The sequence below is a fragment of the Ottowia sp. SB7-C50 genome (assembly GCF_033110285.1).
Taxonomy (GTDB): Bacteria; Pseudomonadota; Gammaproteobacteria; order Burkholderiales; family Burkholderiaceae_C; genus Ottowia.
Genome location: NZ_CP136995.1, coordinates 2,389,945 through 2,414,173 on the forward strand (window position 1 = coordinate 2,389,945; position 24,229 = coordinate 2,414,173).

22 protein-coding genes and 4 pseudogenes are annotated in these 24,229 nt (G+C 63.8%); 17 read left to right on the forward strand and 9 right to left on the reverse strand.

Translation table 11 applies throughout. The features are described from left to right. Window positions 1-456: 456 nt before the first annotated feature. The 3 genes from R0D99_RS11355 (at window position 457) to R0D99_RS11365 (ending at window position 3,701) form a co-directional block, all read left to right on the forward strand. Window positions 457-1,281: a DUF932 domain-containing protein gene (locus R0D99_RS11355; protein WP_040435350.1), complete on the forward strand. Its 825-nt coding sequence runs from the start codon at window positions 457-459 to the stop codon at window positions 1,279-1,281. Window positions 1,282-1,360: 79 nt separating this feature from the next. Beyond that, a complete protein-coding gene (locus R0D99_RS11360; protein WP_217960704.1) occupies window positions 1,361-3,433 on the forward strand; it encodes a ParB/RepB/Spo0J family partition protein in 2,073 nt (690 codons plus the stop codon). Between the two features lie 61 nt (window positions 3,434-3,494). After that, window positions 3,495-3,701, forward strand: a complete 207-nt coding sequence (locus R0D99_RS11365; protein WP_019372672.1) for a hypothetical protein — start codon at window positions 3,495-3,497, stop codon at window positions 3,699-3,701. 132 nt (window positions 3,702-3,833) lie between these two features. On the opposite strand, the gene R0D99_RS11370 is transcribed toward R0D99_RS11365, so the two are convergent. Then, the gene (locus R0D99_RS11370) at window positions 3,834-3,995 is read right to left on the reverse strand and encodes a hypothetical protein (protein ID WP_180551041.1); all 162 of its coding nucleotides are present in this window, start codon (window positions 3,993-3,995) and stop codon (window positions 3,834-3,836) included. An 803-nt stretch (window positions 3,996-4,798) separates the two neighbouring features. Here R0D99_RS11370 and R0D99_RS11375 point away from each other — a divergent pair. Continuing rightward, a complete protein-coding gene (locus R0D99_RS11375) occupies window positions 4,799-5,113 on the forward strand; it encodes a DUF736 domain-containing protein (RefSeq protein WP_019372671.1) in 315 nt (104 codons plus the stop codon). Window positions 5,114-5,149: 36 nt separating this feature from the next. Here the strand turns inward: R0D99_RS11375 and R0D99_RS11380 are convergent, their stop codons facing one another. Genes R0D99_RS11380 through R0D99_RS11390 form a run of 3 tightly spaced genes read right to left on the reverse strand, consistent with a single transcriptional unit; the run spans window position 5,150 to window position 8,050 of the window. Next, the gene (locus R0D99_RS11380) at window positions 5,150-6,025 is read right to left on the reverse strand and encodes a DNA adenine methylase (protein ID WP_075806994.1); all 876 of its coding nucleotides are present in this window, start codon (window positions 6,023-6,025) and stop codon (window positions 5,150-5,152) included. 2 nt (window positions 6,026-6,027) lie between these two features. Then, window positions 6,028-7,716: an AAA family ATPase gene (locus tag R0D99_RS11385; RefSeq protein WP_082394029.1), complete on the reverse strand. Its 1,689-nt coding sequence runs from the start codon at window positions 7,714-7,716 to the stop codon at window positions 6,028-6,030. A 37-nt stretch (window positions 7,717-7,753) separates the two neighbouring features. Further along, window positions 7,754-8,050 carry a helix-turn-helix domain-containing protein gene (locus R0D99_RS11390; protein WP_040435230.1) on the reverse strand — a complete coding sequence of 99 codons (297 nt, stop codon included), beginning with the start codon at window positions 8,048-8,050 and terminating at the stop codon, window positions 7,754-7,756. Window positions 8,051-8,280: 230 nt separating this feature from the next. Between R0D99_RS11390 and R0D99_RS11395 the strand changes: the two are divergent. The 9 genes and pseudogenes from R0D99_RS11395 to R0D99_RS11435 all read left to right on the forward strand — a co-directional run bounded on the left by R0D99_RS11395 (window position 8,281) and on the right by R0D99_RS11435 (window position 15,722). Beyond that, window positions 8,281-8,631: pseudogene (locus R0D99_RS11395) on the forward strand (DUF2958 domain-containing protein). Between the two features lie 308 nt (window positions 8,632-8,939). Further along, window positions 8,940-9,701 carry a DUF2285 domain-containing protein gene (locus tag R0D99_RS11400; RefSeq protein ID WP_241349761.1) on the forward strand — a complete coding sequence of 254 codons (762 nt, stop codon included), beginning with the start codon at window positions 8,940-8,942 and terminating at the stop codon, window positions 9,699-9,701. A gap of 83 nt (window positions 9,702-9,784) precedes the next feature. Beyond that, window positions 9,785-10,066, forward strand: coding sequence for a helix-turn-helix transcriptional regulator (locus R0D99_RS11405; protein WP_003107109.1), 282 nt, complete (start codon window positions 9,785-9,787; stop codon window positions 10,064-10,066). Between the two features lie 26 nt (window positions 10,067-10,092). Continuing rightward, a pseudogene (locus tag R0D99_RS11410) lies at window positions 10,093-10,952 on the forward strand (replication initiator protein A). 289 nt (window positions 10,953-11,241) lie between these two features. Continuing rightward, window positions 11,242-11,880: a ParA family partition ATPase gene (gene parA / locus R0D99_RS11415; RefSeq protein WP_013517157.1), complete on the forward strand. Its 639-nt coding sequence runs from the start codon at window positions 11,242-11,244 to the stop codon at window positions 11,878-11,880. After that, window positions 11,877-12,149, forward strand: a complete 273-nt coding sequence (locus R0D99_RS11420; protein WP_003111892.1) for a hypothetical protein — start codon at window positions 11,877-11,879, stop codon at window positions 12,147-12,149. The genes parA and R0D99_RS11420 overlap by 4 nt, the downstream gene beginning before the upstream one ends. Continuing rightward, on the forward strand, window positions 12,146-12,691 hold the full coding sequence (locus R0D99_RS11425; RefSeq protein WP_317748344.1) for a DUF2840 domain-containing protein: 546 nt from the start codon (window positions 12,146-12,148) through the stop codon (window positions 12,689-12,691). The genes R0D99_RS11420 and R0D99_RS11425 overlap by 4 nt, the downstream gene beginning before the upstream one ends. After that, window positions 12,688-13,287, forward strand: a complete 600-nt coding sequence (locus R0D99_RS11430) for a S26 family signal peptidase (protein ID WP_317748345.1) — start codon at window positions 12,688-12,690, stop codon at window positions 13,285-13,287. Before R0D99_RS11425 ends, R0D99_RS11430 begins: the two co-directional genes overlap by 4 nt. A 449-nt stretch (window positions 13,288-13,736) precedes the next feature. Further along, window positions 13,737-15,722 carry a relaxase/mobilization nuclease and DUF3363 domain-containing protein gene (locus R0D99_RS11435; RefSeq protein ID WP_317748346.1) on the forward strand — a complete coding sequence of 662 codons (1,986 nt, stop codon included), beginning with the start codon at window positions 13,737-13,739 and terminating at the stop codon, window positions 15,720-15,722. A 70-nt stretch (window positions 15,723-15,792) separates the two neighbouring features. On the opposite strand, the gene R0D99_RS17360 is transcribed toward R0D99_RS11435, so the two are convergent. Both R0D99_RS17360 and R0D99_RS11445 read right to left on the reverse strand, forming a co-directional pair. After that, window positions 15,793-16,260 (reverse strand): DUF4148 domain-containing protein, encoded by a 468-nt coding sequence (locus tag R0D99_RS17360; protein ID WP_088887062.1) that lies wholly within the window; start codon window positions 16,258-16,260, stop codon window positions 15,793-15,795. 125 nt (window positions 16,261-16,385) lie between these two features. Beyond that, window positions 16,386-16,620: pseudogene (locus tag R0D99_RS11445) on the reverse strand (ATP-binding protein); the annotation flags it as partial. 2 nt (window positions 16,621-16,622) lie between these two features. On the opposite strand from R0D99_RS11445, the pseudogene R0D99_RS11450 reads away from it, so the two are divergent. Beyond that, a pseudogene (locus tag R0D99_RS11450) lies at window positions 16,623-16,856 on the forward strand (LysR family transcriptional regulator); the annotation flags it as partial. Between the two features lie 178 nt (window positions 16,857-17,034). Here the strand turns inward: R0D99_RS11450 and cadR are convergent. After that, window positions 17,035-17,478 (reverse strand): Cd(II)/Pb(II)-responsive transcriptional regulator, encoded by a 444-nt coding sequence (gene cadR, locus R0D99_RS11455; protein ID WP_019372870.1) that lies wholly within the window; start codon window positions 17,476-17,478, stop codon window positions 17,035-17,037. A 94-nt stretch (window positions 17,479-17,572) separates the two neighbouring features. Between cadR and R0D99_RS11460 the strand changes: the two genes are divergently transcribed. Further along, window positions 17,573-19,813, forward strand: coding sequence for a heavy metal translocating P-type ATPase (locus tag R0D99_RS11460; RefSeq protein ID WP_167372733.1), 2,241 nt, complete (start codon window positions 17,573-17,575; stop codon window positions 19,811-19,813). Here the strand turns inward: R0D99_RS11460 and R0D99_RS11465 are convergent. Both R0D99_RS11465 and R0D99_RS11470 read right to left on the reverse strand, forming a co-directional pair. After that, window positions 19,773-20,993 carry a heavy metal sensor histidine kinase gene (locus R0D99_RS11465; protein WP_051001392.1) on the reverse strand — a complete coding sequence of 407 codons (1,221 nt, stop codon included), beginning with the start codon at window positions 20,991-20,993 and terminating at the stop codon, window positions 19,773-19,775. The genes R0D99_RS11460 and R0D99_RS11465 overlap by 41 nt on opposite strands. Window positions 20,994-21,121: 128 nt before the next feature. Continuing rightward, on the reverse strand, window positions 21,122-21,808 hold the full coding sequence (locus tag R0D99_RS11470) for a heavy metal response regulator transcription factor (protein ID WP_019372874.1): 687 nt from the start codon (window positions 21,806-21,808) through the stop codon (window positions 21,122-21,124). 144 nt (window positions 21,809-21,952) lie between these two features. Between R0D99_RS11470 and R0D99_RS11475 the strand changes: the two genes are divergently transcribed. Both R0D99_RS11475 and R0D99_RS11480 read left to right on the forward strand, forming a co-directional pair. Beyond that, entirely contained in the window at window positions 21,953-22,288 is a 336-nt protein-coding gene (locus R0D99_RS11475) for a DUF4148 domain-containing protein (RefSeq protein ID WP_040435567.1), read from the forward strand. A 661-nt stretch (window positions 22,289-22,949) separates the two neighbouring features. Continuing rightward, a complete protein-coding gene (locus R0D99_RS11480; protein WP_088887058.1) occupies window positions 22,950-24,203 on the forward strand; it encodes a TolC family protein in 1,254 nt (417 codons plus the stop codon). Window positions 24,204-24,229: the final 26 nt, after the last annotated feature.

The following is a 24,229-nucleotide window of genomic DNA, read 5'->3' on the forward strand; positions in this document are numbered from 1 at the left end:
ATCGAGCCGCCTGCGGCGTCTCGCCCCTTCCGGGCTTCCATCGTTCCCTCGCTCCGCTCGGCTGACGCCTCAGGCCCGGATTCCTAGATCCGGGCCTGCGCGCTTCGCTTGCCGTGCGGTCGGCGTGTGGGGAAGGCCGTTGCCTTGTCCAGCCGTCTTCCCTGACTCCATCACCTTGTCCGCGACTGTAGCCCGCGGCCGTGTGCCGTCAAGGCGCGCAGGGCCGTGTCCTCGCTTCGCTGCGGGCCGCACCAACCCTGCGCTTGCCTCCTTGACGACCCCCGTCCGCGCGCTCCTGACCGTCGCGGGCGATGAACTCAGGAAAGACGGTGGCAACAGGGCCAACCGGGTTCCTCGTGCCGACCGCACCGAACAGCCGAAAGGCTGGGCTTCCGAATCTAGGAATCCGGTGTGCGGTGAACAGCAAACCCTTTTTTCTTTGTCAGGAGAAATGCCATGCAACTCGCATCCCGCTTCGCTTCCCGTTCCCCGGTGCTGCGTTCGGAACGTCCCTTGTCCGACGACCAAATCCGGGCCGTGGCCCCGTCCATCTTCGCGGACGCGCCGCACGAAAGCCGCTCCGAGCGGTACAGCTACATCCCCACCGCGACCGTGCTGCAAGAACTGCGCGGGGAAGGCTTCGAGCCTTTCATGGTGACGCAAACCCGCGTGCGCAACGACGACCGCCGCGACTACACCAAGCACATGATCCGGCTGCGCCACTCCAGCCAGATCAACGGCCGCGAGGCCAACGAAATCATCCTGCTGAACTCCCATGACGGCACCAGCAGCTATCAGATGCTGGCCGGGATGTTCCGCTTCGTTTGCAGCAATGGCCTTGTCTGCGGCGACACCGTGGCCGACGTGCGCGTGCCGCACAAGGGCGACGTGGCGGCGCATGTGATCGAAGGCGCTTACGAAGTCCTGCACGGCTTCGACCGGGCGCATGAATCCCGCGATGCCATGCGCGCCATCACGCTGGACGCCGGGGAATCGGAAGTGTTCGCCCGCGCTGCGCTGGCGTTGAAGTACGACGAGGACAAGCCCGCGCCCATCACGGAATCGCAAATCCTGATGCCGCGCCGCCACGACGACGACCGCCGCGACCTGTGGAGCGTGTTCAACCGCACGCAGGAGAACTTGACCAAAGGCGGCCTGTCCGCCCGCGCCGCGAATGGCCGCCGCCAGACCACCCGGCCCGTGCAGGGCATCGACCAAAGCGTGCGCCTCAATCGCGCCCTGTGGCTGCTGGCCGATGGCCTGCGCCAGTTGAAAGCCTGAATCCCCACGCGGCAGGGGCAGGCAGCAGCCCTTGCCGCTTCTCTCGCTGCTGCATCCCTAACCGCAAGGAGTTATCACCATGAACGCCGTACTCAAAACCGAAGCCGTCGCCATCGAAGCCGCCGCCCCGCTGGAAATGGCCGACCCGTCCAAGAACCTGATTCTGGTTCCGCTCTCGCAGTTGCTGCCGCGCCGCTCCAAGCGCAACGCCCGCAAGATGCCGCGCCTGTCCATCCCCGAACTGGCCGCGAGCATTGCCCGCATCGGCCTGCTGCAAAACCTGATTGTCATCCTCGCCGCCGATGGCGAGCAATACGAAGTCGTCGCAGGCGACCGCCGCCTGACCGCCTTGAAGCTGCTGGCGAAGAAGAAGCGCATCCCCGCCGACTACGAAGTGCCGTGCCTGCTGGTGGCCGATGCTTCCGCCCGTACCGTCAGCCTCGCGGAGAACGTGCAGCGCGAGAACATGCACCCCGCCGACCAGTTCGCGGCCTTCGCCGCGCTGGTCAAGGAAGGCCGGCCCGTCGAAGACATTGCCGCCGACTTCGGCGTGTCCCCGCTGGTGGTGCAGCGCCGCTTGAAGCTGGCGAACGTCTCGCCGCGCCTGATGGCCGACTACCGGGCCGGTGGCGTGACGCTGGAACAGTTGATGGCCTTGACCATCACCGATGACCACGCCGCGCAGGAAGCCGCGTTCTATGGTGCGCCGGAATGGCAGCGCAGCCCGTCCAAGCTGCGCGAGCGCCTGACCGAGCGTGAAATCGACGCCACGCACGCGCTGGTGCGCTTCGTCGGGCTGGACACCTACCGGCAGGCAGGCGGCGGCGTCCGCCGCGACCTGTTCGCCGAAGGCGATGCCGGAACCTACCTCACCGATACCGCAGTGCTGGAAACGCTGGTGCGCGACAAGCTGGCAACGCTGACCGAGGACGTGCGCGCCGAGGGCTGGGCATGGGTGGAGGCCGTGCCGCATCTGGCCTATGAGGAACGGCAGGCGTTCCAAAACGCCCCGCGCCACCGCCGCGAGCCGACCACCCGCGAGGCCCGCCGCATCGCCTCGCTGGAAACCCGCCTCGAAAAGATCGACGCCGAACTGGAAGAGGCCTACCAAGGTGAAAGCAGCGAGGACGAGGCCAAGGCCGAGAAGCTGGAACAGCGGCGCGATCAGGTGGTCGGGGAACTGCAAGACGCGGAGGACGCCTTGCAAGGCTACGCCCCCGAGGTGCGCGAGGTGGCCGGTGCCATCGTCACCATCGACCGCAACGGCGAGGCCGTCATTCATCGCGGCCTGCTGCGCGAAGCCGAGGCCAAGGCGCTGCGCACGCTGGAAAAGCTGCGGCGCGGTTTCGGCAGTGCCGAAGGCGAAGCCGCCAACGACGAGCACGAGGACGCCGACGACGCGCCCAAGGCCGCGAGCCTGTCCGACCGGCTGGCGCAGCGGTTGAGCGCCCACCGCACGGCGGCGCTGCAAATCGAAGTCGCGCGGCATCCGCACGTCGCGCTGGCCGCGCTGGTGCATGGCATGGTGCAGAGCGTCTTGCAACCCGACGCCTACGGCGACGGCCTGCCGCTGGGCGTGCGCCTCACGGCGCAAGACCGGCTAGAAGGCAGGGCCCCGGACTGGCCGGAATCGCCCGCCGCCGTGGCGCTGCGCGAACTGCAAGAGTTGGCGGGCGAAGCCTTGCCGCAGGACAGCGCCGAACTGTTCGCCGCGCTGCTGGCGAAGTCGCAAGACGAACTGGTGCGGCTGCTGGCCGTGTGCGTGGCTTCCACGGTGGACGTGGTAACGCCCCGCGCCACGCCATACCAGCCCGGCGAGGAACTGGCGCAGGCCGTGGGCCTCGACATGGCCGCATGGTGGAAGCCGACCGCAGAAGGCTACTTCAAGCACGTTTCCAAGGCCGTGATTCTGGATGCCGTGGGCGCATTTGCACCGGAATCCGTCACCCGACTGGCGAAACGCAAGAAGGCCGACATTGCCAGCGAAGCCGAGCGGCTGGCCGATGGTACGGGCTGGATGCCCGCCATCTTCAAGGCCGAAGGCCCGCAGCAGGCAGTACGGGAAAGCGCGCAGGAGGCAGGCCCGGAGCAGGACGCACCGGAGGATGCCGAAGCAAGGGCGGATGAACCCGCCGAGGCGCTGGCCGCTTGACCCGCGCCGAAGGCAAGCGCCCCGGCCTCGACCGGGGCGCTTCGCTGGAAGGAGAGGCCCCATGACCCACATCACCAACAGCCGCCCGCGCATGGCGGCGATCTACGCCCCCGGCAAGGCACGCGCCCGCCGCTGGCACGGCGCAGGCGACGTGCGCGGCTACCGCCCGCCCTCGGGCTGGTCGGCTTGCGCCGACCTCACCGACATTCATCCCATCACGGGCCACGCCTTGCCGCGTGCCGTGTGGTGGCTCATCGAGACGAAGTAATAATCGCGTTCAGCACCGCGTCCAGGCCGTTCCGACCTGGACGCGGTGGACGCAAAATCCGGGCGCGGCAGTGGCCGCGCCCGGTGTTCCAAGCGCACAGCCGAATCGGAACGCCGTCGCCATCACCACAGTTCAGGCGGCGGCGTTGACGTGACCGGGCTTCCCGCCCGGCAATACCAGGCCCGCATGGACCTGCAAGCCGAAGCGCCCGCGGTGCGCAGGAATCACCAGCAGTTTTCGGCTTGCCGCGTGCATACCCCGCAGCGTAGGCCGCGCCCATTTCATCAGAGGCATGTCCGCGTTTCCTGTTTGGAAATCTGGAACTGCCTGGGCGTGTCGGCGCACTGCGCCGCCGGGCTTTCGGGCTGCGCCCCGTGCCGACTTCGCTGTCACGGCCATTCGGCTTCAATCCCTCACGCCTTCGCGCCTGCGGCGCTGCGCTTGCCTCCAAGGGAAAGCCCTGCGGGCTATCCCCGCCGCGCGCAGCTTGGCGCCTCTCGATGCGGCCAAACCGGCTGCGCCGGATCGGCCCGGCCAGCGCCCCGCCGCGATGAACGGAGCGCTGGCGACCACGCTGGCGCTTGCTGCGGCAGGTTGTGCAGGTGCGTGCCGTCCTCAACGCTGGCGGTTCCTGCCCATCACGTCACGATGGACGGTTCACGGACAACCCGCCCGGCATCGCTATGGAACTTCCACGCCACGCCTCAAGACCGGCACCGCAAGATGTGGCGGAGGCGTTCTCGCCTGTCGTTGCGGGGCTGACCTGGCCCGCGTCAGCGGGCGAGCCGGAGAAGCCTTCGGGCGGGGATGCCGAGTTGGCCCCATCTCCTTTCGGAGCGGTTCGGCCCAAGGCGTCCTTGTCTCGTTATGAATCCTGGCGGGGGCGCGGCTGCGCCTCGGGCTTCATGGCTGCAACCGTCCGGCGAAAACAATTTCCCCGCCGCTGCGCGGCTTCCTCGCGCAGCAAATTCTTTTCGCCTCCCGGCTCTCCACTGCGTTTCGACCGCAAGCGGTGCAGCCAGCCCGTCCCCCGCCGGCCGGATCACAACAAGGACGCGATGGGCGCGAACCTTGTTCAACCGAAAGGAGAAATCATCATGGCCAACATCGGCACCTTCACCGCAGACAAAGACGGCTTCACCGGCACGCTTCGCACCCTGACGCTCAACGTCAAGGTCAAGCTGGTTCCCAACGACAAGGGGGACAGCGAGAAAGCCCCGGACTTCCGCGTTCAGGCCGCCAGCCACGATATCGGCGCGGCGTGGAAGAAGACCAGCGAGGCCGGGCGGGACTACCTGTCCGTGACCCTCGATGACCCTTCGTTCCCGGCTCCGGTCTATGCCCGCCTGATTGAAGGCGAGGACGGCACGCACGACCTGATCTGGTCGCGCAGCAAGCCCCAAGCGGCGTGACCGCCGCAGCGCCCCGCCCATTGCGGCGGGGCGTTTTTAGCTCACGGCCCTAGTTTGAGGAATGGCTTCATCAGGCACTGTCAAGTTCTGACTGAAGAACATTACCTCATTACCAACATATCGTCTTTGTGCGGTGTAGTTCAGACCATAGCTCAACGATTGGCTCATGCGATACATGGCACAAATTTCTTCCGCGTTGTCATAAGAAACAACCCAAGGCCATTTGAACTTCTTCTGTTGAATGACTTTGGCAATGGCCGCGTGGTCATCATGCTCGTAGTAATTTCGATACAACCCCTTTCCCTTAACGTAGTATGGGGGGTCGAGGTATATCAGAGATTGTTTTGGCAGAAAATCCGAGCAGCGATTCAGAAGGCGCAATGAATCTTCACGATACACCGATATGTCACTCTGTCGCCGGGCGATTTCACGAATGCGTGAAGCAACAACGTCCTTCTTAAATCTAGCATCCAGCTTGTAGTTCCCGTTCTGACTCTTTCCGCCAATGACGCCTGCCTTGAGAATTCCAGATCGATTCGTCCGATTCATGAATAAAGTCGCAAATCCTTTCTCGACTAGGCTGGCAACGCAATCTTCGCGCAAAATGGTTCGCCATCTAAACCATTCTTCAATGGTAATAGGGGTGGATTCGAGTAAATCAAGAAGCTCAGTTGAATGCTTTGTTACAGCAACCCAAAAAGCGTATACGGCAGGATCAGCATCGTTGATATGGATATGACTTGCGTGCCCATGAAAGAGTAGATCAAGTGCAACGCCTGCCCCGCCAGCGTATGGCTCCAAGTAATGCCCTCCCGTGACACCATTCGTTTCCATTATTTTTGCAATGAATGGAGCAAATGGCGCCTTCCCGCCAGGGTAGCGCAGAGGGCTATACAGTCTGTTTGAGAACATCGTTATACCTTTCTTGGCTTAACTTCCAAGGCGGCCAACTTGGTGACGTCCACAGCATACCCTATGCTCATCACACCGTGAACAGCCGTCTTGAAATTTTCCAAGAATTCGTTAATAAGCACTGGATTGTTATCTGCCCAATGCTTCCAAGGATTGTAGGGCTTGGCTCCAGAGGTGAGCAATTTCTGAAATTCGACACTCTTATAAAAACGCTTAAAAACCTCTCTCGGCTTCTTGGTTCCAGTGTATGCAGCCACCCGCTCCTTCACCTCAACAGAATCCCCGTTGATTGAAAACTCGTTCAAAACCTCGCGAGCTGCATTGGTGAAAACATCTCTTGTGAACTGCAAGTCATTTTTCCAAAATGGATGTGCGGCAGGGAGATTGTACAAGTGCTCGAATACAAGTTGGTCAGGCGGGAGATGCCCGGGCAAGAGAGTCACTGTCTTATAGCTCTTCCCTGTAACTTGAGAGCCTTGATCTGCATCCAGACAGACGATGCTTCTTTCCGAGAACTCAGGGATTTTCTTCTGGATCAACTGAAGATAGTTGGAGCATCCGAGTGACACTTCCGACATCGGGTTTGTGAACTTCTTTATTGGCTGCCTGTACAGCAAAGTTGCAAAAAAGTCTTCAGCCTCTTTATCTTCGAAATAGATATTGATGCGAGGCAGTGAAACTCCAGACGATGTATCGATGGTCTTTGTGTTGATGTCTGCACTAATCTGCGCCCATGACCAGTCTTGCATCACCTGGACATTGCCATAGGTGTTGCTCAAATAAATGGTCTTGTACTTTCTTCTGAACTGGCGACTTTGCTCATATGCATACTCAATCAGAACTGGCGAATGCGAAGTCATGACAACTTGAAGATCCAAGTTCTTGCACTCGCGATCAAGCATCTTCAGTAGATTTACTTGTGCAGTCGGAAATAGCCCAGCATCAGCCTCGTCGATTAAAAGCAAACCGCCTTTATAGTCAGCATAATCTTCCTTCAGCTTTCTGAAAGACATCAAGGCCAATATGATCTGGCCTGCATTGTCCTCACCCGCCGAAACAGAGTCTTGGTCGTAGTTCTCCCCGTGCGCCACCGCAGAACTGATTGTTCCATCAGTCCCTGTTGCAAGCGATGCGTTGCGATTGAGAAGTTCGTTCGTTAGCGCAATGAAATCTTTCTTGTGTTGCTCTAGATAATCAAAGTCGCCTAGCTTGTAGTCTCTGGCCGCGATAGGGTAAAGACGCTTCAAGCTAAGAAAAATCACCGGATGAGTAAAATTCCTGCTCGTGTTGCTGCTTCCGGCCGCTGTACTATTATTCCTAACCACAGGCCTGGGTGACTTCCCTCTTTTCATCAGCTCAAGTTTGGCGGTCGCAGCCTGATTTGTATATCCATCAAGCAAATCAATGTTCACGGACATGGAGCCGGGGACATCAAACTTTTCGGATATCCTGAAATGGTCACTGTATTGAGACTTGAACATCCCTCCTGCAATCTGCCGGAATGCAAGGGACTCATCCTTGACGTAATCTTTTTCAAAGCTAAAAATTTGCGCAGCTATGCCCAGTATCGAGGACTTTGATGTGCCATTTTTCCCGCAAACAACAGTGATGTAATCGCCGAACTCAACCGCCACATCGTTCAATGCGCGGAATTTCTCGATTGTTAGCTTTTTTAGTTGAGTCTTAGGCATGGTGTGCGGAGTTTGTTTTTAAGTCCCTTGAAGAAACCTATCTTTGGCCGGAATCATCCACAGCCAATTCTTTGAGTTCCTGTCGAACTAACATTAAAAGGTGATCGGCTTTCTGTTCGCTGTCGCCGGAGTACGCCAAGGTCAGCAACGTGAGCGGGTGGATCTTCATCACTTCGCACAGTTCGGCCAGCTTGTGCAAGGTCGGGCTTTTCAGGTCGCGCTCCAGGGTACTCATGTAGGTGCGGCTAGACACGTCAGAGAACGCTTCCTGGCTCAAGCCGCGCGCCTTCCTGACCGTCTTCAATGCCTTCGCCAGCGAGTAAGTTGTTGCCACCTTGGGTTCCCCACAAATACCAAGATGACACCCCATTGCATCCTATAGAGCTACAATCTATAGTGTTCATTCAATGCCTGTGCTTTTACGGAAATCCGTATCGGCGGGTTCCTGTAGAGCCACGGAACCGCATCCGTGCTTGCGCACGAAGGCGCAAATCCGGTTTCGCGGTTCTGCGCTTCGACGTGGAACCGCGTTCGTGCACCATTGGATTTGTGGGATTGCCGACCATGCCGCAGCCGCTCACCACCGCCCCGGAACGCGCGCAACTGCTCGCCAACGGCGAGGCCCGCGCCGCTGGCCGGGCCATCGACCCGGTGCCCGTGGTGCGGCTGTTCACGCCGGACGCGCATGTGACCTGGCTGCTGGCCGCACTCGATCCCGCCGATGGCGACACCGCCTAGGGACTCATCGACCTGGGAATCGGGATGCCGGCGCAGGGAACCGTCAAGCTGTCCGAGCTGGCCGGCATCGTCGGGCCGCGCCAGCAGCCCGTGATGCGCGACCTCTATTTCCGCCCCACGCGCACGCTGTCGGAATACACCCGGCTGGCCGAGCGCGACGGAGCGATCCCGGACTGAATACGGCTTACTGTGACTTTTTCAGTCTGGTGTCATACCGGGTAAGTCTCAATCGGGATTCTTGCGGCGTAGCCCCACCAGTCTGACCCAAATAGACAGGATGCTTGGCGCGGGTCGCGGCAGGCTGGCTTGTGCAGTGTCCCCGGTCGGGGCGCTGCCGCCGCAGCATTGAGACGAATACCGCAACACATCGGAGCCAATCGGTCTTGACAGCCCCATCCGCCTTTGTAACCCATGACGTTCCGACGAGGGCGATGTAGCGCGTAGTTCTTCCGTGGCGGCGAGTCCTGTTCGCAGGAGGAGACGTCATGGTCAATCCTCATCACCTCGCGCATTGGTATCCGACTGCCGCATACCTGTATGTCTTTTGGCTGGATGCGCTCGCGCTCGCTTGGGAGTACCTGCGCAGGCATCCCGACTACCGGCTCGACTGGCTGCGCCGTCATGGCCGGCCTGAAGCAGCGCATCGCTGGGGCTTGCGCCTGCTGGAAGATCCGATGCTGGATGCGCGTGACGCGCATCCGGCCTGGCTGCCTGGTCATGCCGCCGTGGTGCAGCTCTACCCCGACGCTGATCCGCCGCAGGATGCCACCGCCTTCGCGTTCTGGCGCATCCCCGGCCACAAGCAACTGTTCCACGACGGCAAGAAGCTGGCGCTGATCGCGCGCAGCCCAGGCCATTGCCTGCGCTTTGCGCTGGCGCCCGGCCTGGAAGACGGCATGGCCGTGGCCTATGCCCAACGGAGCGGCACTGCCGCGCCTGTGCGCGGTCATGCACGCGGCGCGACCTTCGCTGCCACCACGCCCAGGCCAACACCTTCCGCGCTGCTGGAACTGCACACCTTGCAGGCGCTCGACGCGACCCTCGCGGGCGCGTCCTTGCGCGATGTGGGCGAAGGACTGTTCGGTGCCGACGCTGTGGCCGATTGGTACAGCGACGGCGGCCTGCGCTCGAAGGTGCGCCGCCTGGTGCGGCGCGGCGATGCGCTGATGCGCGGCGGCTATCGCCACCTAGCACAGCTTCCGCCGCTTGAGAAGGGTCGTTTTGATGTGGACGCAAAACGACCCTGAGTAGAAGGGCCGCGTTTTCTGAGACTGCCTCCATCCGGTCGCGCTGTGTGGCCGGGCGCTTTCAACCGATGGAGGTTCACACCATGCGTCCCGCTCCCTTGCGGCCTGCCGCCACTGTCTCGACCGCTGCCGCGCAGCCCCAACGCTATCTCACCAACGACGAAGCGGCCGAATACCTGCGCCTGTCGCCGCGCACGCTGGAAAAGCAGCGCGTGATCGGTGGTGGTCCGCGCTTTCGCAAGTTCGGCCGGCGCGTCATGTACGCCGTGGCCGACCTCGATGCCTGGGCCGCCGACCGCAGCTTCGAGACGACTTCCGATCCCGAATACGCCGAGCACCACTCGGCCGACAGCCGTGCGCGCTGATCGGCGGTGCGCGGCAGGCCATCGCCATGTCCAGCACCGCGCTGCCATCCCGGCAGCGGCCGTTGCAAGAGCGCGAACAGCTCGACCTGTTCCGCGCCTTGCCGGGCGAAGGCATGGCACCGCGCGACAGCCAGGACTTGATGGCCTTTCCCTTTTCTCGCTGGCGAAGTCGCGGCGCACGGCGCCGATCGACTTCCGCGCCGGCAACGTCACGATCCGCGTGGAAGGCACGCAGGAGCATGGTATCGCCACCATTTGGGATGCCGACATCTTGATTTGGGCCGCCAGTCAGATCGTGGAAGCACGCGACGCGGGCCTGCGCCCGTCGCGGCTGATGCAGGCCACGCCCTACGAGATCCTGCGCTTCATCGGTCGCGGTACGTCGCTGCGCGACTACCAGCGCCTCAAGGCGGCCCTGGATCGGCTGCAATCGACCACGGTGGCCACGTCGATCCGCGAAACCACGGGAAGGCGGCTGCACCGCTTCTCGTGGATCAACGAATGGAAGGAGCTGGCCGATGCCAGCCGCACGCCGCTGGGCATCGAGCTGATCCTGCCGGACTGGTTCTATGGCGGCGTGCTGGATGCGGCACTGGTGCTGACCATCGACCCGGCGTATTTCCGGCTGACCGGCGGCATCGAGCGGTGGCTGTACCGCGTGGTGAGAAAGCACGGCGGCCGACAGCCGGGCGGCTGGCAGTTCGATTTCCGACACCTGTATCGGAAATCGGGCAGCGCCACGCGCTTCTCGGACTTCGCCTACGACCTGCGCGCGCTCGTCGCGCGGCAGTCGCTGCCCGGCTATGTCCTGGGCATCGAGCGGATGCCGGACAACGAGGCCGAGCTGCTGACCTTCCGGCCCGTGCCGCACACGGCACGGGGATAACTCCGGGAGAACCTGTGGATGGAATCGTGCTATCAGGAGTACGGGGTATCGTGCTATCGGGAGTACGCCTATCGTGCTATCAGGAGTACGAATCGCCCGCAAACCCAATAACGGCGCGGGTTTGCGGCCCCTCTAACTTCCCTAACTTAAATTCTCTAACTTTTAGTAGAGAAACGCCGCTGCGGTGGACAACCACCACGCGGCCACCAACGGCAGACAAAACCAGCCACCAGTTGGCAGGTTTTGCAGGCAGATCAACGCCAGGTTTTCCAAGCAGGGAGGCCAGGCCATGATCGTCGCTCTGCTCAACCAGAAAGGCGGCGTGGGCAAGACCACGCTCGCCACACATATCGCCGGCGAGCTGGCGATGCGCGGTCAACACGTCGTCCTGCTGGACGCCGACCCGCAGGGTTCATCGCTGGACTGGACGCAGCGCAGAAGCCAGCAAGGCTTGCCACGGCTGTTCAGCGCCGTGGGCCTCGCACGCGAAACGCTGCATCAGGAAGCGCCGGAACTCGCCAGACGGGCCGATCACGTCGTCATCGACGGGCCGCCCAGAATCGCCGCCTTGGCGCGCTCCGCGCTGCTGGCGGCCGAGCGCGTGCTGATCCCCGTGCAGCCCAGCCCCTACGACTTGTGGGCCAGCGCCGAGATGGTCGCGCTGATCCGCGAGGCGCAGGTGTTTCGGCCTGCGCTACGCGCGGCCTTCGTCATCAATCGGCGCGTCAGCACCACCGTGATCGGGCGCGAAGCACGCCAGGCGCTCGCCGACCAGCCGCTGCCTGCGCTGCGCGCGGAAGTGCATCAGCGCATCGTGTTCGCCGACAGCGTGGCCGCTGGCCGGCTTGCACGCGAGACGGCGCCCGACAGCGCCGCCGCGCGCGAAATCACCGCGCTGGTGGACGAACTGCTGCGGTGGACGCCATGACAGCGAAGCCGCCGCCCCGCGCAAAGCGCGTCGGCATCGGCGCGCGTCCGCCTGCGAATCCGCACGCCGAGGCGTGGATTCGCCAGGGCGACGCCGATGCGCTGGGCAAAGGCGACCTCTACACGGCTCGCCTGACCCTCGACATCACGCCCGCGATGCGGGCGCGCATCAAGGTCTCGGCCTTCACGCAGGGCGTGACCGTGGCCGACCTGCTGCGCGGCCTGCTGGAGCGCGAGTTTCCAGAACACCGCAGGGAGAACACGCCATGACTGCATCCGCTTCGTCTGCCCTCGCGCCTGTTGCCATCGCGGCCACGGCTGCGCTCGCAGCAGCTTCCGGCCAGCCCGCCAGCACGCCGCTGACGCGCGTGGCGCTGGCCTACATCGAGGCCCGCTTCAAGCTCTACCTGCGCTTCGGCGAACCCGCGCGCACGCACCAGCTCGACCGCTGGCGGCGCAGCGCGGTGTTCCTGCCGGGCGCCGTGTTCTGCCGCATCCGCTGGCAGGCCAACGACTATGGCACCGTGCGCTGGCAGCTCATGGTGATGCAGGCTTGCACGCCGCTGGACGTGGCGCAGCGCATCCCTGGCGTGCAGCCGGGCGCGCGCCTGCTGCTACACGCCGAGGGCGACGGGCAAGTTCGCGCTGTGCTGGAACGCATTGACGCCATCGAGGCGCTGGGCATCGCGCCCGCCGCCGTCTCGCCCGCGTACTGGCGCACGCTGGGCAACCGGCTCGCCGCGCGCCTGCCGCTGCCCGAATACACCGCCGAGCGGCACGCCGCCTGGCTGACCGGGAGGGCGCTGTCATGACGCTTCCATCCGCTGCTGCCGGTGCAACCGGCATTCCGCCGCGTCCTTGCTCGCGCCTGTACGCTCGCCTCGTGCTCGCGGGCCTGTCCGCCTGCGGCCTCGCTGCGGTGGCTTGGGCGTCCTTCGTGCATCCGTTGCCGCGTCTGATCTACAACCCGTCCGACAGTGTGGCGGTCGGCTGGTATCGCGTCGATCCGCTGGGCCACGGTGCCGGCTCGCTGCCACGTCCGTTGTCCGTTGGCAGCATCGTGCTGACCACGCTGCCGCCAGAGGCTGCCGCGCTGGCCGCGCAGCGCGGCTACCTGCCGGCGCGCGTGCCGCTGCTCAAGCGTGTGGGTGCGGTAGCTCCGCAGACTGTGTGCATCTTCGATGCGCTGGTCTGGATCGACGGCGTGCCAATGGCCGCCGTGCTGCCCGCCGACCGGCTGGGCCGTCCGCTGCCAGCGTGGCCGCAGTGCCGTCGCCTTGAACCCGGCGAACTGTTCCTGCTCAGTGAGACCAATCCGGCGTCATTCGACAGCCGGTATTTCGGGCCGGTCAGCGCACCCGCCGTGATCGGCGTCGCGCATCCGATCTGGCTGGAGTCTCGCCCATGATGGCCGCCGATTCGCTGCACGTTGCCGTGCATCTCATCGTGCCATCGGACGTGCCGCTCCGGTGGCTCTCCGCATGTCGTCGCGCGTGCAGTGCCAGCGCATCCGCGCTGCACTTCGCGCTGCCTTCCCATGTGCAGGCGTCTTGCCTCGAACGCGCCCAGCCTGCGGCCCTCATCGCGCTGGTTCGCGCGTTCACCGGCGCGCTGGCTGCAAGCAGCGCAGCGCCGCCGGGCCGCCGCTGCACGGAGCGTCAGCGAGGGGCAAAGGCGGAAGGCAAGACAAAAGGGTGCGGCACCTGTCGGCCCGCAAAGCCAGTCTGCACGTGGGGGGTTGCGCGGCACGGAGCGGCTTCGCCGCCGTGCCGCTTGGGGCGCGAAGCCCGCGCCAATGCAGGCATGTCCGCGTGCTTCGCACGACCGGACACGCCAGAGCTTGCAGGGAGCGCAGCCATGACCGACCGCCGCGACGATGATTTCCGCATCCGCCCCAGTGCCCCGAAGAACCGGGGCCAGGGCTTCGTCTCCAAGGTGCTCAAGCAGGCAGGCAGGGCCAGCAGCGGCAAGTCCTCGGTGCGCCGTCCTGGGGCGGCTGGCGGCGCCGGGAGGGGCACCGGCCAGCGGCCCGGCTCGCGCCTGGGACGCGGCCACACGGCAGCGCGCTTCGCGGGGGCGAAGCTCACGCCCATGTCGCGGCGCGTGGCCATCAAGACGCTGCTGGTCAATCAGCAGCGGGCCAGCCCGCAGTCGCTCGCCAAGCACCTGCGCTACATCGAGCGCGATGGCGCGGGCCGCGATGGCGAGCCGGGGCAAGCCTACGGGCCGCAGACCGATGCCGCCGACCTCGAAGCCTTCAAGGAGCGCTGCGCCGACGACCGGCATCATTTCCGCTTCATCCTCTCGCCCGAGGATGGCGCGGAACTGGAAGACTTGCGCACATATACCAGGCACCTCATGGGCCGCATGGAGGCCGACCTGGGCACGCGGCTGGAATGGGTGGCGGTCGATCATTGGAACACCGACAACCCGCATACCCACCTGATCGTGCGCGGGCGCGACGACACCGGCAAAGACCTCGTCATCGCCGGCGACTACATCGCCGATGGCTTCCGTCATCGCGCCGCCGAACTGGCGACCGAATGGCTGGGGCCGCGCACCGAGCTGGAGATCCAGCAGACCTTGACGCGCGAGGTGGATCAGGAGCGGTGGACGAGCCTGGATCGGACCCTCAAGCGCGAGCTGGGTGACGATGGCCTGGTGCATGTCGAACGCTTCAATGAGCCGAGATTGCAGCGCCAGCGCCTGCTGCTGATCGGTCGTCTGCAACGCTTGCAGCGCCTGGGCCTGGCCGACGAGATGCAGCCCGGCACCTGGGCCGTCCATGCCGACGCGGAGAAAACCTTGCGTGCTCTCGGCGAGCGCGGCGACATCATCCGCACCATGCAGCGGGCCATGCGCGGCGAACCGCGCGAACTGGCGGTATTCGAGCCTGGGGACGATGGTCGAACCATTCTCGGCCGCGTGGCCGCGAAGGGGCTGGCCGACGAACTGCGCGACCGGGGGTATCTGGTCATCGACGGCGTGGACGGCAAAGCCCACTACGTCGCGCTCAATGCCCGTGACGAGCTGGCGAACTATCCGACGGGCGCCGTGGTGGAAGTGAAGGGATCGGCTGACGTGCGCGCAGCCGATCGCAACATCGCCGCGCTGGCGAGCGATGGCCTGTACCGCGCCGACCATCATCTCGCCATCGCGCAAGGTCAGGCCACGCCCGACCGCGACCCGCACGAAGTCGTGGCGGTCCACGTCCGGCGCCTGGAAGCCCTGCGCCGAGCGGGCATCGTGGAGCGCGTGGCCGAGGGGCTATGGAAGGTGCCGGACGACCTGCCCGAGCGTGGCCGCCAGTACGACGCGCAGCGCCTGGGCGGCGTGGCCGTGGAGCTGAAATCGCACATACCCATCGAGCGGCAGGCCCGCGTGATCGGCGCCACCTGGCTCGACCAGCAACTGATCGGCGGCGGCAAGGGCCTAGGCGACCTGGGCTTTGGCGGCGAGGCCAAGCAGGCGATGCAGCAACGCGCCGACTTCCTGGCCGAACAGGGGCTGGCCGAGCGGCGGGGGCAGCGGGTGATCCTGGCACGCAACCTGCTGGGCACGTTGCGCAACCGGGAACTGGCGCAGGTTGCCCAGGACATTGCCGCCGAAACCGGCCTGGCGCACCGCCCCACGGCAGACGGGCAGCGTGTGGCCGGCATCTACCGGCGCTCGGTCATGCTCGCCAGCGGACGCTACGCCGTACTCGATGACGGCATGGGATTTAGCTTGGTGCCGTGGCGGTCGGTGATTGAACAGCGGCTGGGGCGGCAGATCGCCGCGACGGTGCGCAGCGGTGGGGTTTCATGGGAAATTGGGCGGCGGCCTGGGCTGTCCCGAGGCTAGTCAGGCCGACCCCAACGATCCCATAAAATGGATTCAACGCAGTCCACTGCAATCCCAACTGGGGGGGCCATCAACCCCGGGAGTAGAAACGCAGGCGAGCATTGCGTTCGGCAGGCGATTCGTTCTGCAATTCGTTGATCACCTGTGCTCGCGTCTTGCCAGAGCCTGCGTCGGGTGTGGGTGTGCCGATCGGGTAATTACTTTCACCGTAGGAAAGGCGGCCTTGCTGCATGGCAGCCTTGGTTTCCGCAATCACCTGTGCTCGCGTCTTGCCAGAGCCTGCATCGGGTGTGGGCGTGCCGATCGGGTAATTACTTTCACCGTAGGAAAGGCGGCCTTGTTGCATGGCAGCCTTGGTTTCTGCAATCACCTGTGCTCGTGTCTTCTCGCTCTTGAAGTGCTCCGGGTGAACGATGACTCCGGTTTCGTTGTTGGCAGGGTGCTCGTATGCGGCCGAAGCCATCCCCGGAAGGCCCAGGGCGGCCACTGCGGCCGCGGCGGCGATCATGGAGGAGAGGGAGAGGCGTTGTTGGGTCATGGTCAAAGCTCCTGACGAGGTTGGATGAAACTTGCATCTCTAATGCCTTGGGCGGGCGTTGAGGAGATGTGTTCATGGTAGAAACCCCTACCCAACAGAACCCAGACAACCCGATGACATTGTTGTCAGCTTCGGGGCTTGGCAACGCGATGCGGAAACACCAGAGCGAAGCAGGTTCGCCCCCTGGCCCGAGGTCGCCGTGACCTGGCCGGCATGGGCCTCGGCGATGGCCCGCGTGATGGGCACACCCAGCCCGGAGCCGTCGGAATCCGGATGGGCCCTGGAAGCATCGGCGCGGTAGAAGCGGTTGAACAGCCGGGGCAGGGTCTTGGCATCGATGTCGGCGCCGGTGCTTTCCACGGCTATTGGCCTATAGGCGCATTCCGTTGGATGAAGTTCTGCGCTTCCCATTGGCATTGGGTGACCCGGCAAACTGCGAAGGGTACGCGCGCCAAGTGGATCACTTCCAGCGCCAACAGACCGCGCTGGAACCGTTGATCGCGCACCGGGTGGCGACATTCGATGTCATGATGACACTGGTTTCCGTAGGGCTGGCCCTGGGACTGGTAGGCGCTGCGCGCATTGCATCCAGCCGCAGCAGTGAGGCCGGTATGCCGGGCATGGCTTGACAAAATCAACGTCGAGTTTTGACGGTGCCATTTCAAACCCTGAAGTCAACGCAATGTCAAGCAGATGTGCTGCAACCGACTCTAGCCCTTGGCCGAACCGCGATGACTGGCCCAGATGGCGACAGTCTATGCGCCGCTGTACCCCTCAGTGCGCGCCATGCACATGACGTCGCCTAGCTAGCTCCGGCCCCGCCGCAGCCGCGGTGTCGAGGCCACTGAGGATGCCGCATTCGGTGACCGCATGCGGTGCGATGCAGCGCGCGCGCAACGCCTTGAGGTCTGCCTCAAGCGCGCGAAGTTCCCGGATGCGCTGCGCGACGTGGCCGATGTGTTCGTCGAGCAACGTGTTGATGTCGCCACAATCCTGCGCGGGTGATTCCCGCAGCGCGAGCAGCGCGCGGATTTCGTCGAGGGTCATGTCGAGGTTGCGGCACTGCCGGACAAATGCCAGCCGCTCGACATGGACCGGCAAGTACATACGGTAGTTGTTTTCGGCACGCGCCGGAGGCGGCAGCAGACCTTCGCGCTCGTAGAAGCGGATGGTTTCAACGGGCGTTCCCGTGGCTTCGGCCAAGATTCCAATCTTCATCAGCAGCCCCTTTCCGCCTGTCTTCAAGGCAGTATGGGCTTGACTCTACACCGACTACAGGGTTTGCAATATGGGAAAGGTTAAAGGATCGTCCATGAAAAACACTCACACTGACCAAGATTATGCGGACGCTCGCAGCAACGATTGCTGCGGCGCCTGCTCCATCGACACGGCACCTATTTCCCGTGTTCCGACCGCCACGCGCGGCCGCAGTTTTCGTATCGCCACGATGGATTGCGCGGCGGAAGAGTCGGAAATCCGCCGAGCTCTCGACGGAGTTCCAGGTATCCGTGGGCTGCGCTTTCAACTCGGCCAGCGGATGCTGACCGTCGATGCTGACGAACCGTCCATTGCGCCAGCGCTGGAGGCCATTCGCAAGGTGGGGTTTGACCCCCAGCCGGTCGTTGCGGCAGGCGCAGGACAGGTGCATTCGGAGGAAGGCGGCCACGATCACGAAGGCGTCCGAGGCCAATTGCCCAAGCTGGCTGCCGCGCTGATCATGGCCATCGCTGCCGAGTTGATCGGGTATTTCGCACCGGAGACCGCAATCTGGCGCGCCGCTGGCCTCGCCGTGGCGGCGGTAGCGATCTGGCTAGCCGGCTTTGATGTCTACAAGAAGGGACTGACGGCCCTGCGGCATGGTCGCCTGAACATCAATGCGCTGATGACTGTCGCGGTGACAGGCGCGTTTGCGATCGGCCAGTGGCCCGAGGCTGCGATGGTGATGGCGCTGTATGCCATCGCTGAGGCGATCGAGGCGCGGGCAGTCGATCGCGCGCGCAATGCGATCAAGGGCCTGTTGGAGATGGCGCCTGAGCAGGCATCGGTGAGGCAAGTCGATGGCAGTTGGACTACCCTGCCGGTGGCCGAGATCGCCGTCAGTGCAGTGCTGCGCGTGAAACCCGGTGAGCGCGTGCCAATGGATGGTGTGGTGCGCTCCGGTCAGACGAGCATTAACCAGGCCCCTGTCACCGGCGAGAGTATTCCTGTCGACAAGACGGCTGGCGATACCGTCTTTGCAGGCACGATCAACGAGTCGGGCACTTTCGAGTTCGAAGTCACGGCCCTCGCATCGGAATCAACGCTTGCGCGCATCATCCACGCTGTCGAAGTAGCGCAATCGACGCGCGCGCCTACGCAGGGCTTCGTCGACCGGTTCGCGGCTGTCTATACGCCAGCCATCTTCGTGCTCGCGCTGGCGGTCGCGTTGCTCGGACCATGGCTGCTGGACTGGACCTGGATGCAGGCCATCTACAAGGCGCTCGTGCTGCTGGTCATTGCCTGTCCGTGTGCGTTGGTGATCTCGACACCGGTGACTATTGTCAGTGGGCTCGCGGCAGCCGCCCGCCGCGGCATTCTCATCAAAGGAGGTATTTACCTTGAAGAGGCGCGCAAGCTCAAGGCGATTGCGCTGGACAAGACCGGCACGATCACCGAGGGCAAGCCGAGGCTGGTGGACTGGGCCGTCGTCGATTCGCAGACGGAGTCGGCGGACGCGGAACACGTCGCCGTGGTGTTGGCCAGCCATTCCGACCATCCAGTCTCGCGCGCGATCGCGGCCGGACTGAAGCCGAATGGCGTCGAAGCGAAGAATTTCACGGCGCTGGCGGGGCGCGGTGCACAAGCAGAGGTCAGCGGCGTGAGCTATGTGCTCGGCAACCACCGTTTGATCGAAGAGCGCGGACAGTGCTCACCGGCGCTGGAGGAACGGCTGAAGCAGCACGAAGAGGCAGGCCGAACCGTCACGCTGTTGGCCAGTCCGGAGCGGGTCATCGCGTTGTTTGCCGTCGCTGACACCATCAAGCCTTCGTCTCGTGAGGCGGTCGCATCGCTGCAAGCGCTGGGCATCACTCCCGTCATGCTGACAGGCGACAACCAAGCCACGGCCACGGCTGTAGCACACGAAGCCGGCATCGAGCAGGCACGCGGCAATCTACTGCCCGAGGACAAGCTGGAAGCCATCAGGGCCTTGCAGCGAGACCTGGGGCCGACCGCGATGACCGGCGACGGCATCAACGACGCGCCCGCGCTGGCCCAGGCCGACATCGGCGTGGCGATGGGTGCGGCCGGAACCGACACAGCAATGGAAGCAGCCGACGTGGTCGTGATGAACGACGACCTGCGACGCATTGCCGAGACAGTGAAGCTCTCGCGATCGACGCACGCGGTGTTGTGGCAGAACATCACGCTGGCGCTTGGTATCAAGGCCGTCTTCCTCGTGCTTGCCCTTTTTGGCGGAGCAACGATGTGGATGGCCGTCTTCGCCGATATGGGAGCCAGCCTGCTGGTTGTGCTCAACGGGTTGCGGCTTCTGGGTGCGGTGCAGAAGGCTTGAAAGGGTCAGGCACCGTGAGTCCGATGGACGTGACGCCACCGTTTGATTCCGCCACGGTCCGCCCTCCGTGCATGCGAGCGATGGCGGCCACGATGGCCAAGCCCAGTCCGTGATTGCGGGCGGCGTTCGACCGCGCTGCATCCGCCCGGTAGAAGCGGTGGAACAGGTAGGGTAGATGTTCAGTCGGAATGGTGTGACCTTGGTTCACCACCCGTAGGGCCACCTCGTCGTCCAGCCGGTCGATCTGCACCAAGATGGTGCTGCGCTGATGCGCGTGCCGGGTTGCGTTGCCGATCAGGTTGGATAGCGCGCGCTGCAGCAGGCGCACGTCGGCCGTGCATGTGGCATCGCCGTCGATACGGACTTGAAGACCGGCTTCCTCGATGGCCGCCTCGTGCAAGTCCACCACCGCGCCCGCAACATCGGCCAGGCTGTCGACGTGTTCGCGGCGGGCCTCGGCTCCGCGGTCGGCCTGCGACAGGAAGAGCATGTCCTGCACGATCATCGACATGCGCTGGAGGTCTTCGAGATGCGAACCCAGTACATCCCGAAGCGCGTCGGCGTCGCGTGCCTTGCGCAAAGCGATCTCGGTGCCTCCCATCAAGGTTGCTAACGGCGTGAACAGTTCATGGGCAACATCGGCATTGAATGCTTCCAATTGTTCATAGGCCTTGTGCAGACGCTTCAGCAACTCATTGACATGGGCCACCAGCGGAACCAGTTCGTCGGGTTGAGCGGAGCCATCCAGAGGCTGGTGCAGGGTATCGGCCTCCAGTGCTTGGATTTGTGCCGAAAGATCGTGTACTGGACGCAGCCCGATTTGCACCAGCGTGAATCCACCGACGGCAATCACCACTGTCCCAGCAAGCGCCGCCGTGACCAGCGTGCGGGCTAAGCGCTCAAGCACGCGATCGTCCTCGCTGGCGTCCAGGATCAGCACCGCCTGGATGGAGGTGGTGCCGTTCGTGGCCTCGAACCGCATGTCGATCGTGCGGTGATCCATTGGAACGGCTGAACTGGCATAAAGAACACTGCCGTCGGCACCGCTCAGGATCACCATCACGTCCTGCTGGCCGACCATGGCGTCATTGAGCTTGTGCGTAAGCGTGTCGTTGTCCAACTCTCCCGCCTCGGCAATGAGATGGCTCACTTGGAGCTGCTTCTGCCGCAGCGTGTCCATCTGCCGCTCCTTGAAACTCAGTGCGGTGACGGTGTAGACGCCCAAGCAGATCAAGGCGAGTCCGGCCAGCGTAAGAAAGGCGAGCCAGCGGGCAAGCCGCCGTCCTAGTGATCCGGCAGGCCGCAGTCTCACGGCTGACGATCTTCGAGCATGTAGCCCATGCCACGGACTGTGTGCAGCAGCGGACGCTCGAAGGGCAGGTCGAGCTTGTTCCGCAGCCGACGCACAGCAACATCGATCACGTTCGTGCCGTAGTCGAAGTTCACGTCCCACACCTGCTCGGCGATCTCTGTGCGCGACAGTACCTCACCCTTGCGGCGCAAGAGTAGCGTCAGCAGTTGGAACTCCTTTGCCGACAGGTCGATGCGCTGGCCGGCCCGAGTAGCGCGCCGCCGCGCCAGGTCCACCTGCAAGTCCCCCAGGCACAGCACCAGCGCATCGGGTGCGGGCGCAGTGCCAGCAACGCGGCGCAGCAGCACTTCGATGCGGGCCACCAGCTCGGAAAAGGCGAACGGCTTGACGAGGTAGTCATCCGCTCCCGCCTTCAGCCCGCGTACGCGATCCTCGATGCGATGGCGGGCCGTCAACATGATCACCGGCGTCTGCTTGCTCTGCCGCAGTGCAGCCAGCAAGCCGAAGCCATCGATGCCCGGCAGCATGGTGTCGAGAACGATCAGGTCGTAGTGGCCGTCAGAGGCCATGTGGAGGCCATCGATGCCGTTGGCAGCCACATCGATCACATAGCCTTCTTCAGAGAGTCCCTTGCGAAGATAGTCCGCGAGCTTGGCTTCGTCTTCCACGATCAGCAGCTTCATGCGCAGCGTTCCTGCTGCGGTCTCTCGCAACCTGTCCAAATTGTCATCTGCACGTTTTACTCCCGTTCGGTGCCGGTTCTTACATTGTGCTCATGCCTTCGGGCATATCGATTTTCTGCAAATCACACTGGAAAGGACCATGCAATGAAACTGACCCATCTTGTCGCCATGAAAGCCATTATCCTGGCCACGGCACTGCCCATGGCGGCCCAGGCCGATTCGCTCTGGCACCCCGCGTCCAATGAGCAGGGCTTCACGTATCACCCCGATCATTTCAAGAGTACCAAGACCCGTGCCCAGGTGCTGGCCGAGGTCGAGGCAGCCCGCAAGGACGGTACGCTCACGCTGATGCAACGTGGACTGCCGGTGCCCATCAAGAGTTCCGCAGCACCGAAGACGCGCCAGCAGGTTGTCGATGAGATGCGTAGCGAAGCACCGGAAGCACAGCGTGCGCGACTGGAACTGTATTCCGGCGGTTGACACTGCTGACACCCGCGCACTCTGCCAGAGTTTGTTTCCATGCCGCCTCGCCTCATCAAAGCGAGCAGCACCTCGCTGGGCATTGAGGTGGCCGGAGAGACACCCCCTCATCGTTGCTCCTGGACTGACATTGCTACTGCTACACTTTCTCCATGCGCCGCTGGCTCGCCATACTTCTGCTCGTACTACTGCCTACCCAGGCAACCTGGGCGGCGGTGGCTGGCTATTGCGTGCACAAGCTAGGCTCCGCGGTGAGCCATCTCGGACACCATGACCATGCTGCGCACGGCCATGCTTCCACGCTCCTCGATGAATCGGATACGACGGTTTCCAGCAGCGATGCCACGCTCGGCGTGAGTCATGACTGCGGGCACTGCCACGGGCAATACGCTGGCATGCTGCTCCGTGTCGAGTCACTGCGATTCGAACAAATACCCAGTCCATCCATCGCGGTCAACGATGAGCCATGTACTGCGTACCACTCCCTTAGACCCGAGCGCCCCAAGTGGTCTCACCTTGCCTGATCGGCGAAGCGGGGTCTTCCTTTTCTGATTCCCGTTCGCGTCCGAACGCCTGCTGACGTGGGCGTTCAGATGTGGCGCGGCCGTATGGTCGCTATTCGCCGGTCTCCCGTGTATCCCCCTCAACACTGGAGCATCGGATGTATCCGAAGACAAAAACATCAATCCGTCTGCGGCAAGCCGTACTTGCCGCTTTCTTGGCCGGCGTGAACGCCGGCGTATATGCCCAACCGGAAGCGCTCCCAGCCAACCTGAAGGACGTCTTCGACGCAGCCTGGGCGCGGCAGCCCGAATCGCAGGCGCTGCTGATGCGCCGTGATGCCGTCCAAGCGCAGCGGCGTGCGGCGGCGGCATGGACGCCCGAGCCACCCGCGCTCGAAATCAGTAACAAGACGGACCGGCTTACGCGCAACGACGGTGCCCGTGAGCTAGAGGCCGGCATCGCCATCCCTCTGTGGCTGCCAGGTGAGCGAAGCAACAGCGGTGCACTGGCAGATGCGCAGACTGCGGCCGTGGAGAGCCGTGTGGAAGCGGCGCGACTGCGACTCGCCGCCACGGTACGTGAGGCCTGGTGGAATTGGGAACGCACGCGCATCGACGCCGACATCGCACGTGGGCAACTGGACAATGCTCGCCGCATCGCCACCGACGTTGCGCGGCGCGCCAAGGCCGGCGACCTGGCGCAGGCCGACCAACACCAGGCCGACGGTGCTGTGGCCGCAGCCGAAGCGGCCGTGGCGCAGGCCGAGGCAGGAGCGACGACGGCGCAGCAGCAATTGAAGGCGCTGACCGGCAGTGTTGCCCTCGCTGCGCCTACGGGTACATCGCCTGCCGAGGTTGAACCCACCTCGTCAGACATGCCAATACACCCTGCACTCAACGAGTTGCAAGACCGTGCCGCCGTGGCCGAGCGCACCGCGGCCCTGGCCGCCAAGCAGTCGCGGGCGAACCCGGAGTTGACACTGTCCACCACGCGGGAACGTGGGGCATTCGGCGAGCGCTACGACCAAGCCATCACGGTGGGCATTCGAATTCCGTTCGGCGCAGGCCCTCGCCACGACAGCCGCGTGGCGGCTGCTCGGGCCGATGCTGTGGAAGCACAGGCCCAATTCGCGCTGGATCGTGCGCGGTTGCAGTCGGAGAGGGAGGCCGCAGAGGTCCGGGTCAATGCGGCACGCACGCAGCTTGCAGCCGCGGAACGCCGCGCCACCTTGGCTCGTGAGACGCGCGGATTCTTCGACAAATCCTTCCGCCTGGGCGAGACCGATCTTCCGACACGGCTGCGCATCGAAGCCGAAGCCACCGAGGCCGAACGGCAGGCGGCGCGCAGCCGCATAGAGCTGGCCTCGGCGATTTCCACATGGCGCCAGGCACTGGGCCTGCTGCCGCAGTGAACGGCAGGATATGAGTGAAATTGGCA

Bases quoted from the DNA above. Each gene is read 5' to 3' on its own strand.
- R0D99_RS11355 (WP_040435350.1), top strand. From the start codon at position 457: ATGCAACTCGCATCCCGCTTCGCTTCCCGTTCCCCGGTGCTGCGTTCG.
- R0D99_RS11360 (WP_217960704.1), top strand. From the start codon at position 1,361: ATGAACGCCGTACTCAAAACCGAAGCCGTCGCCATCGAAGCCGCCGCC.
- R0D99_RS11365 (WP_019372672.1), top strand. From the start codon at position 3,495: ATGACCCACATCACCAACAGCCGCCCGCGCATGGCGGCGATCTACGCC.
- R0D99_RS11370 (WP_180551041.1), bottom strand. From the start codon at position 3,995: ATGCCTCTGATGAAATGGGCGCGGCCTACGCTGCGGGGTATGCACGCG.
- R0D99_RS11375 (WP_019372671.1), top strand. From the start codon at position 4,799: ATGGCCAACATCGGCACCTTCACCGCAGACAAAGACGGCTTCACCGGC.
- R0D99_RS11380 (WP_075806994.1), bottom strand. From the start codon at position 6,025: ATGTTCTCAAACAGACTGTATAGCCCTCTGCGCTACCCTGGCGGGAAG.
- R0D99_RS11385 (WP_082394029.1), bottom strand. From the start codon at position 7,716: ATGCCTAAGACTCAACTAAAAAAGCTAACAATCGAGAAATTCCGCGCA.
- R0D99_RS11400 (WP_241349761.1), top strand. From the start codon at position 8,940: ATGGTCAATCCTCATCACCTCGCGCATTGGTATCCGACTGCCGCATAC.
- R0D99_RS11405 (WP_003107109.1), top strand. From the start codon at position 9,785: ATGCGTCCCGCTCCCTTGCGGCCTGCCGCCACTGTCTCGACCGCTGCC.
- parA (WP_013517157.1), top strand. From the start codon at position 11,242: ATGATCGTCGCTCTGCTCAACCAGAAAGGCGGCGTGGGCAAGACCACG.
- R0D99_RS11420 (WP_003111892.1), top strand. From the start codon at position 11,877: ATGACAGCGAAGCCGCCGCCCCGCGCAAAGCGCGTCGGCATCGGCGCG.
- R0D99_RS11425 (WP_317748344.1), top strand. From the start codon at position 12,146: ATGACTGCATCCGCTTCGTCTGCCCTCGCGCCTGTTGCCATCGCGGCC.
- R0D99_RS11430 (WP_317748345.1), top strand. From the start codon at position 12,688: ATGACGCTTCCATCCGCTGCTGCCGGTGCAACCGGCATTCCGCCGCGT.
- R0D99_RS11435 (WP_317748346.1), top strand. From the start codon at position 13,737: ATGACCGACCGCCGCGACGATGATTTCCGCATCCGCCCCAGTGCCCCG.
- R0D99_RS17360 (WP_088887062.1), bottom strand. From the start codon at position 16,260: ATGACCCAACAACGCCTCTCCCTCTCCTCCATGATCGCCGCCGCGGCC.
- cadR (WP_019372870.1), bottom strand. From the start codon at position 17,478: ATGAAGATTGGAATCTTGGCCGAAGCCACGGGAACGCCCGTTGAAACC.
- R0D99_RS11460 (WP_167372733.1), top strand. From the start codon at position 17,573: ATGAAAAACACTCACACTGACCAAGATTATGCGGACGCTCGCAGCAAC.
- R0D99_RS11465 (WP_051001392.1), bottom strand. From the start codon at position 20,993: ATGGACACGCTGCGGCAGAAGCAGCTCCAAGTGAGCCATCTCATTGCC.
- R0D99_RS11470 (WP_019372874.1), bottom strand. From the start codon at position 21,808: ATGAAGCTGCTGATCGTGGAAGACGAAGCCAAGCTCGCGGACTATCTT.
- R0D99_RS11475 (WP_040435567.1), top strand. From the start codon at position 21,953: ATGAAACTGACCCATCTTGTCGCCATGAAAGCCATTATCCTGGCCACG.
- R0D99_RS11480 (WP_088887058.1), top strand. From the start codon at position 22,950: ATGTATCCGAAGACAAAAACATCAATCCGTCTGCGGCAAGCCGTACTT.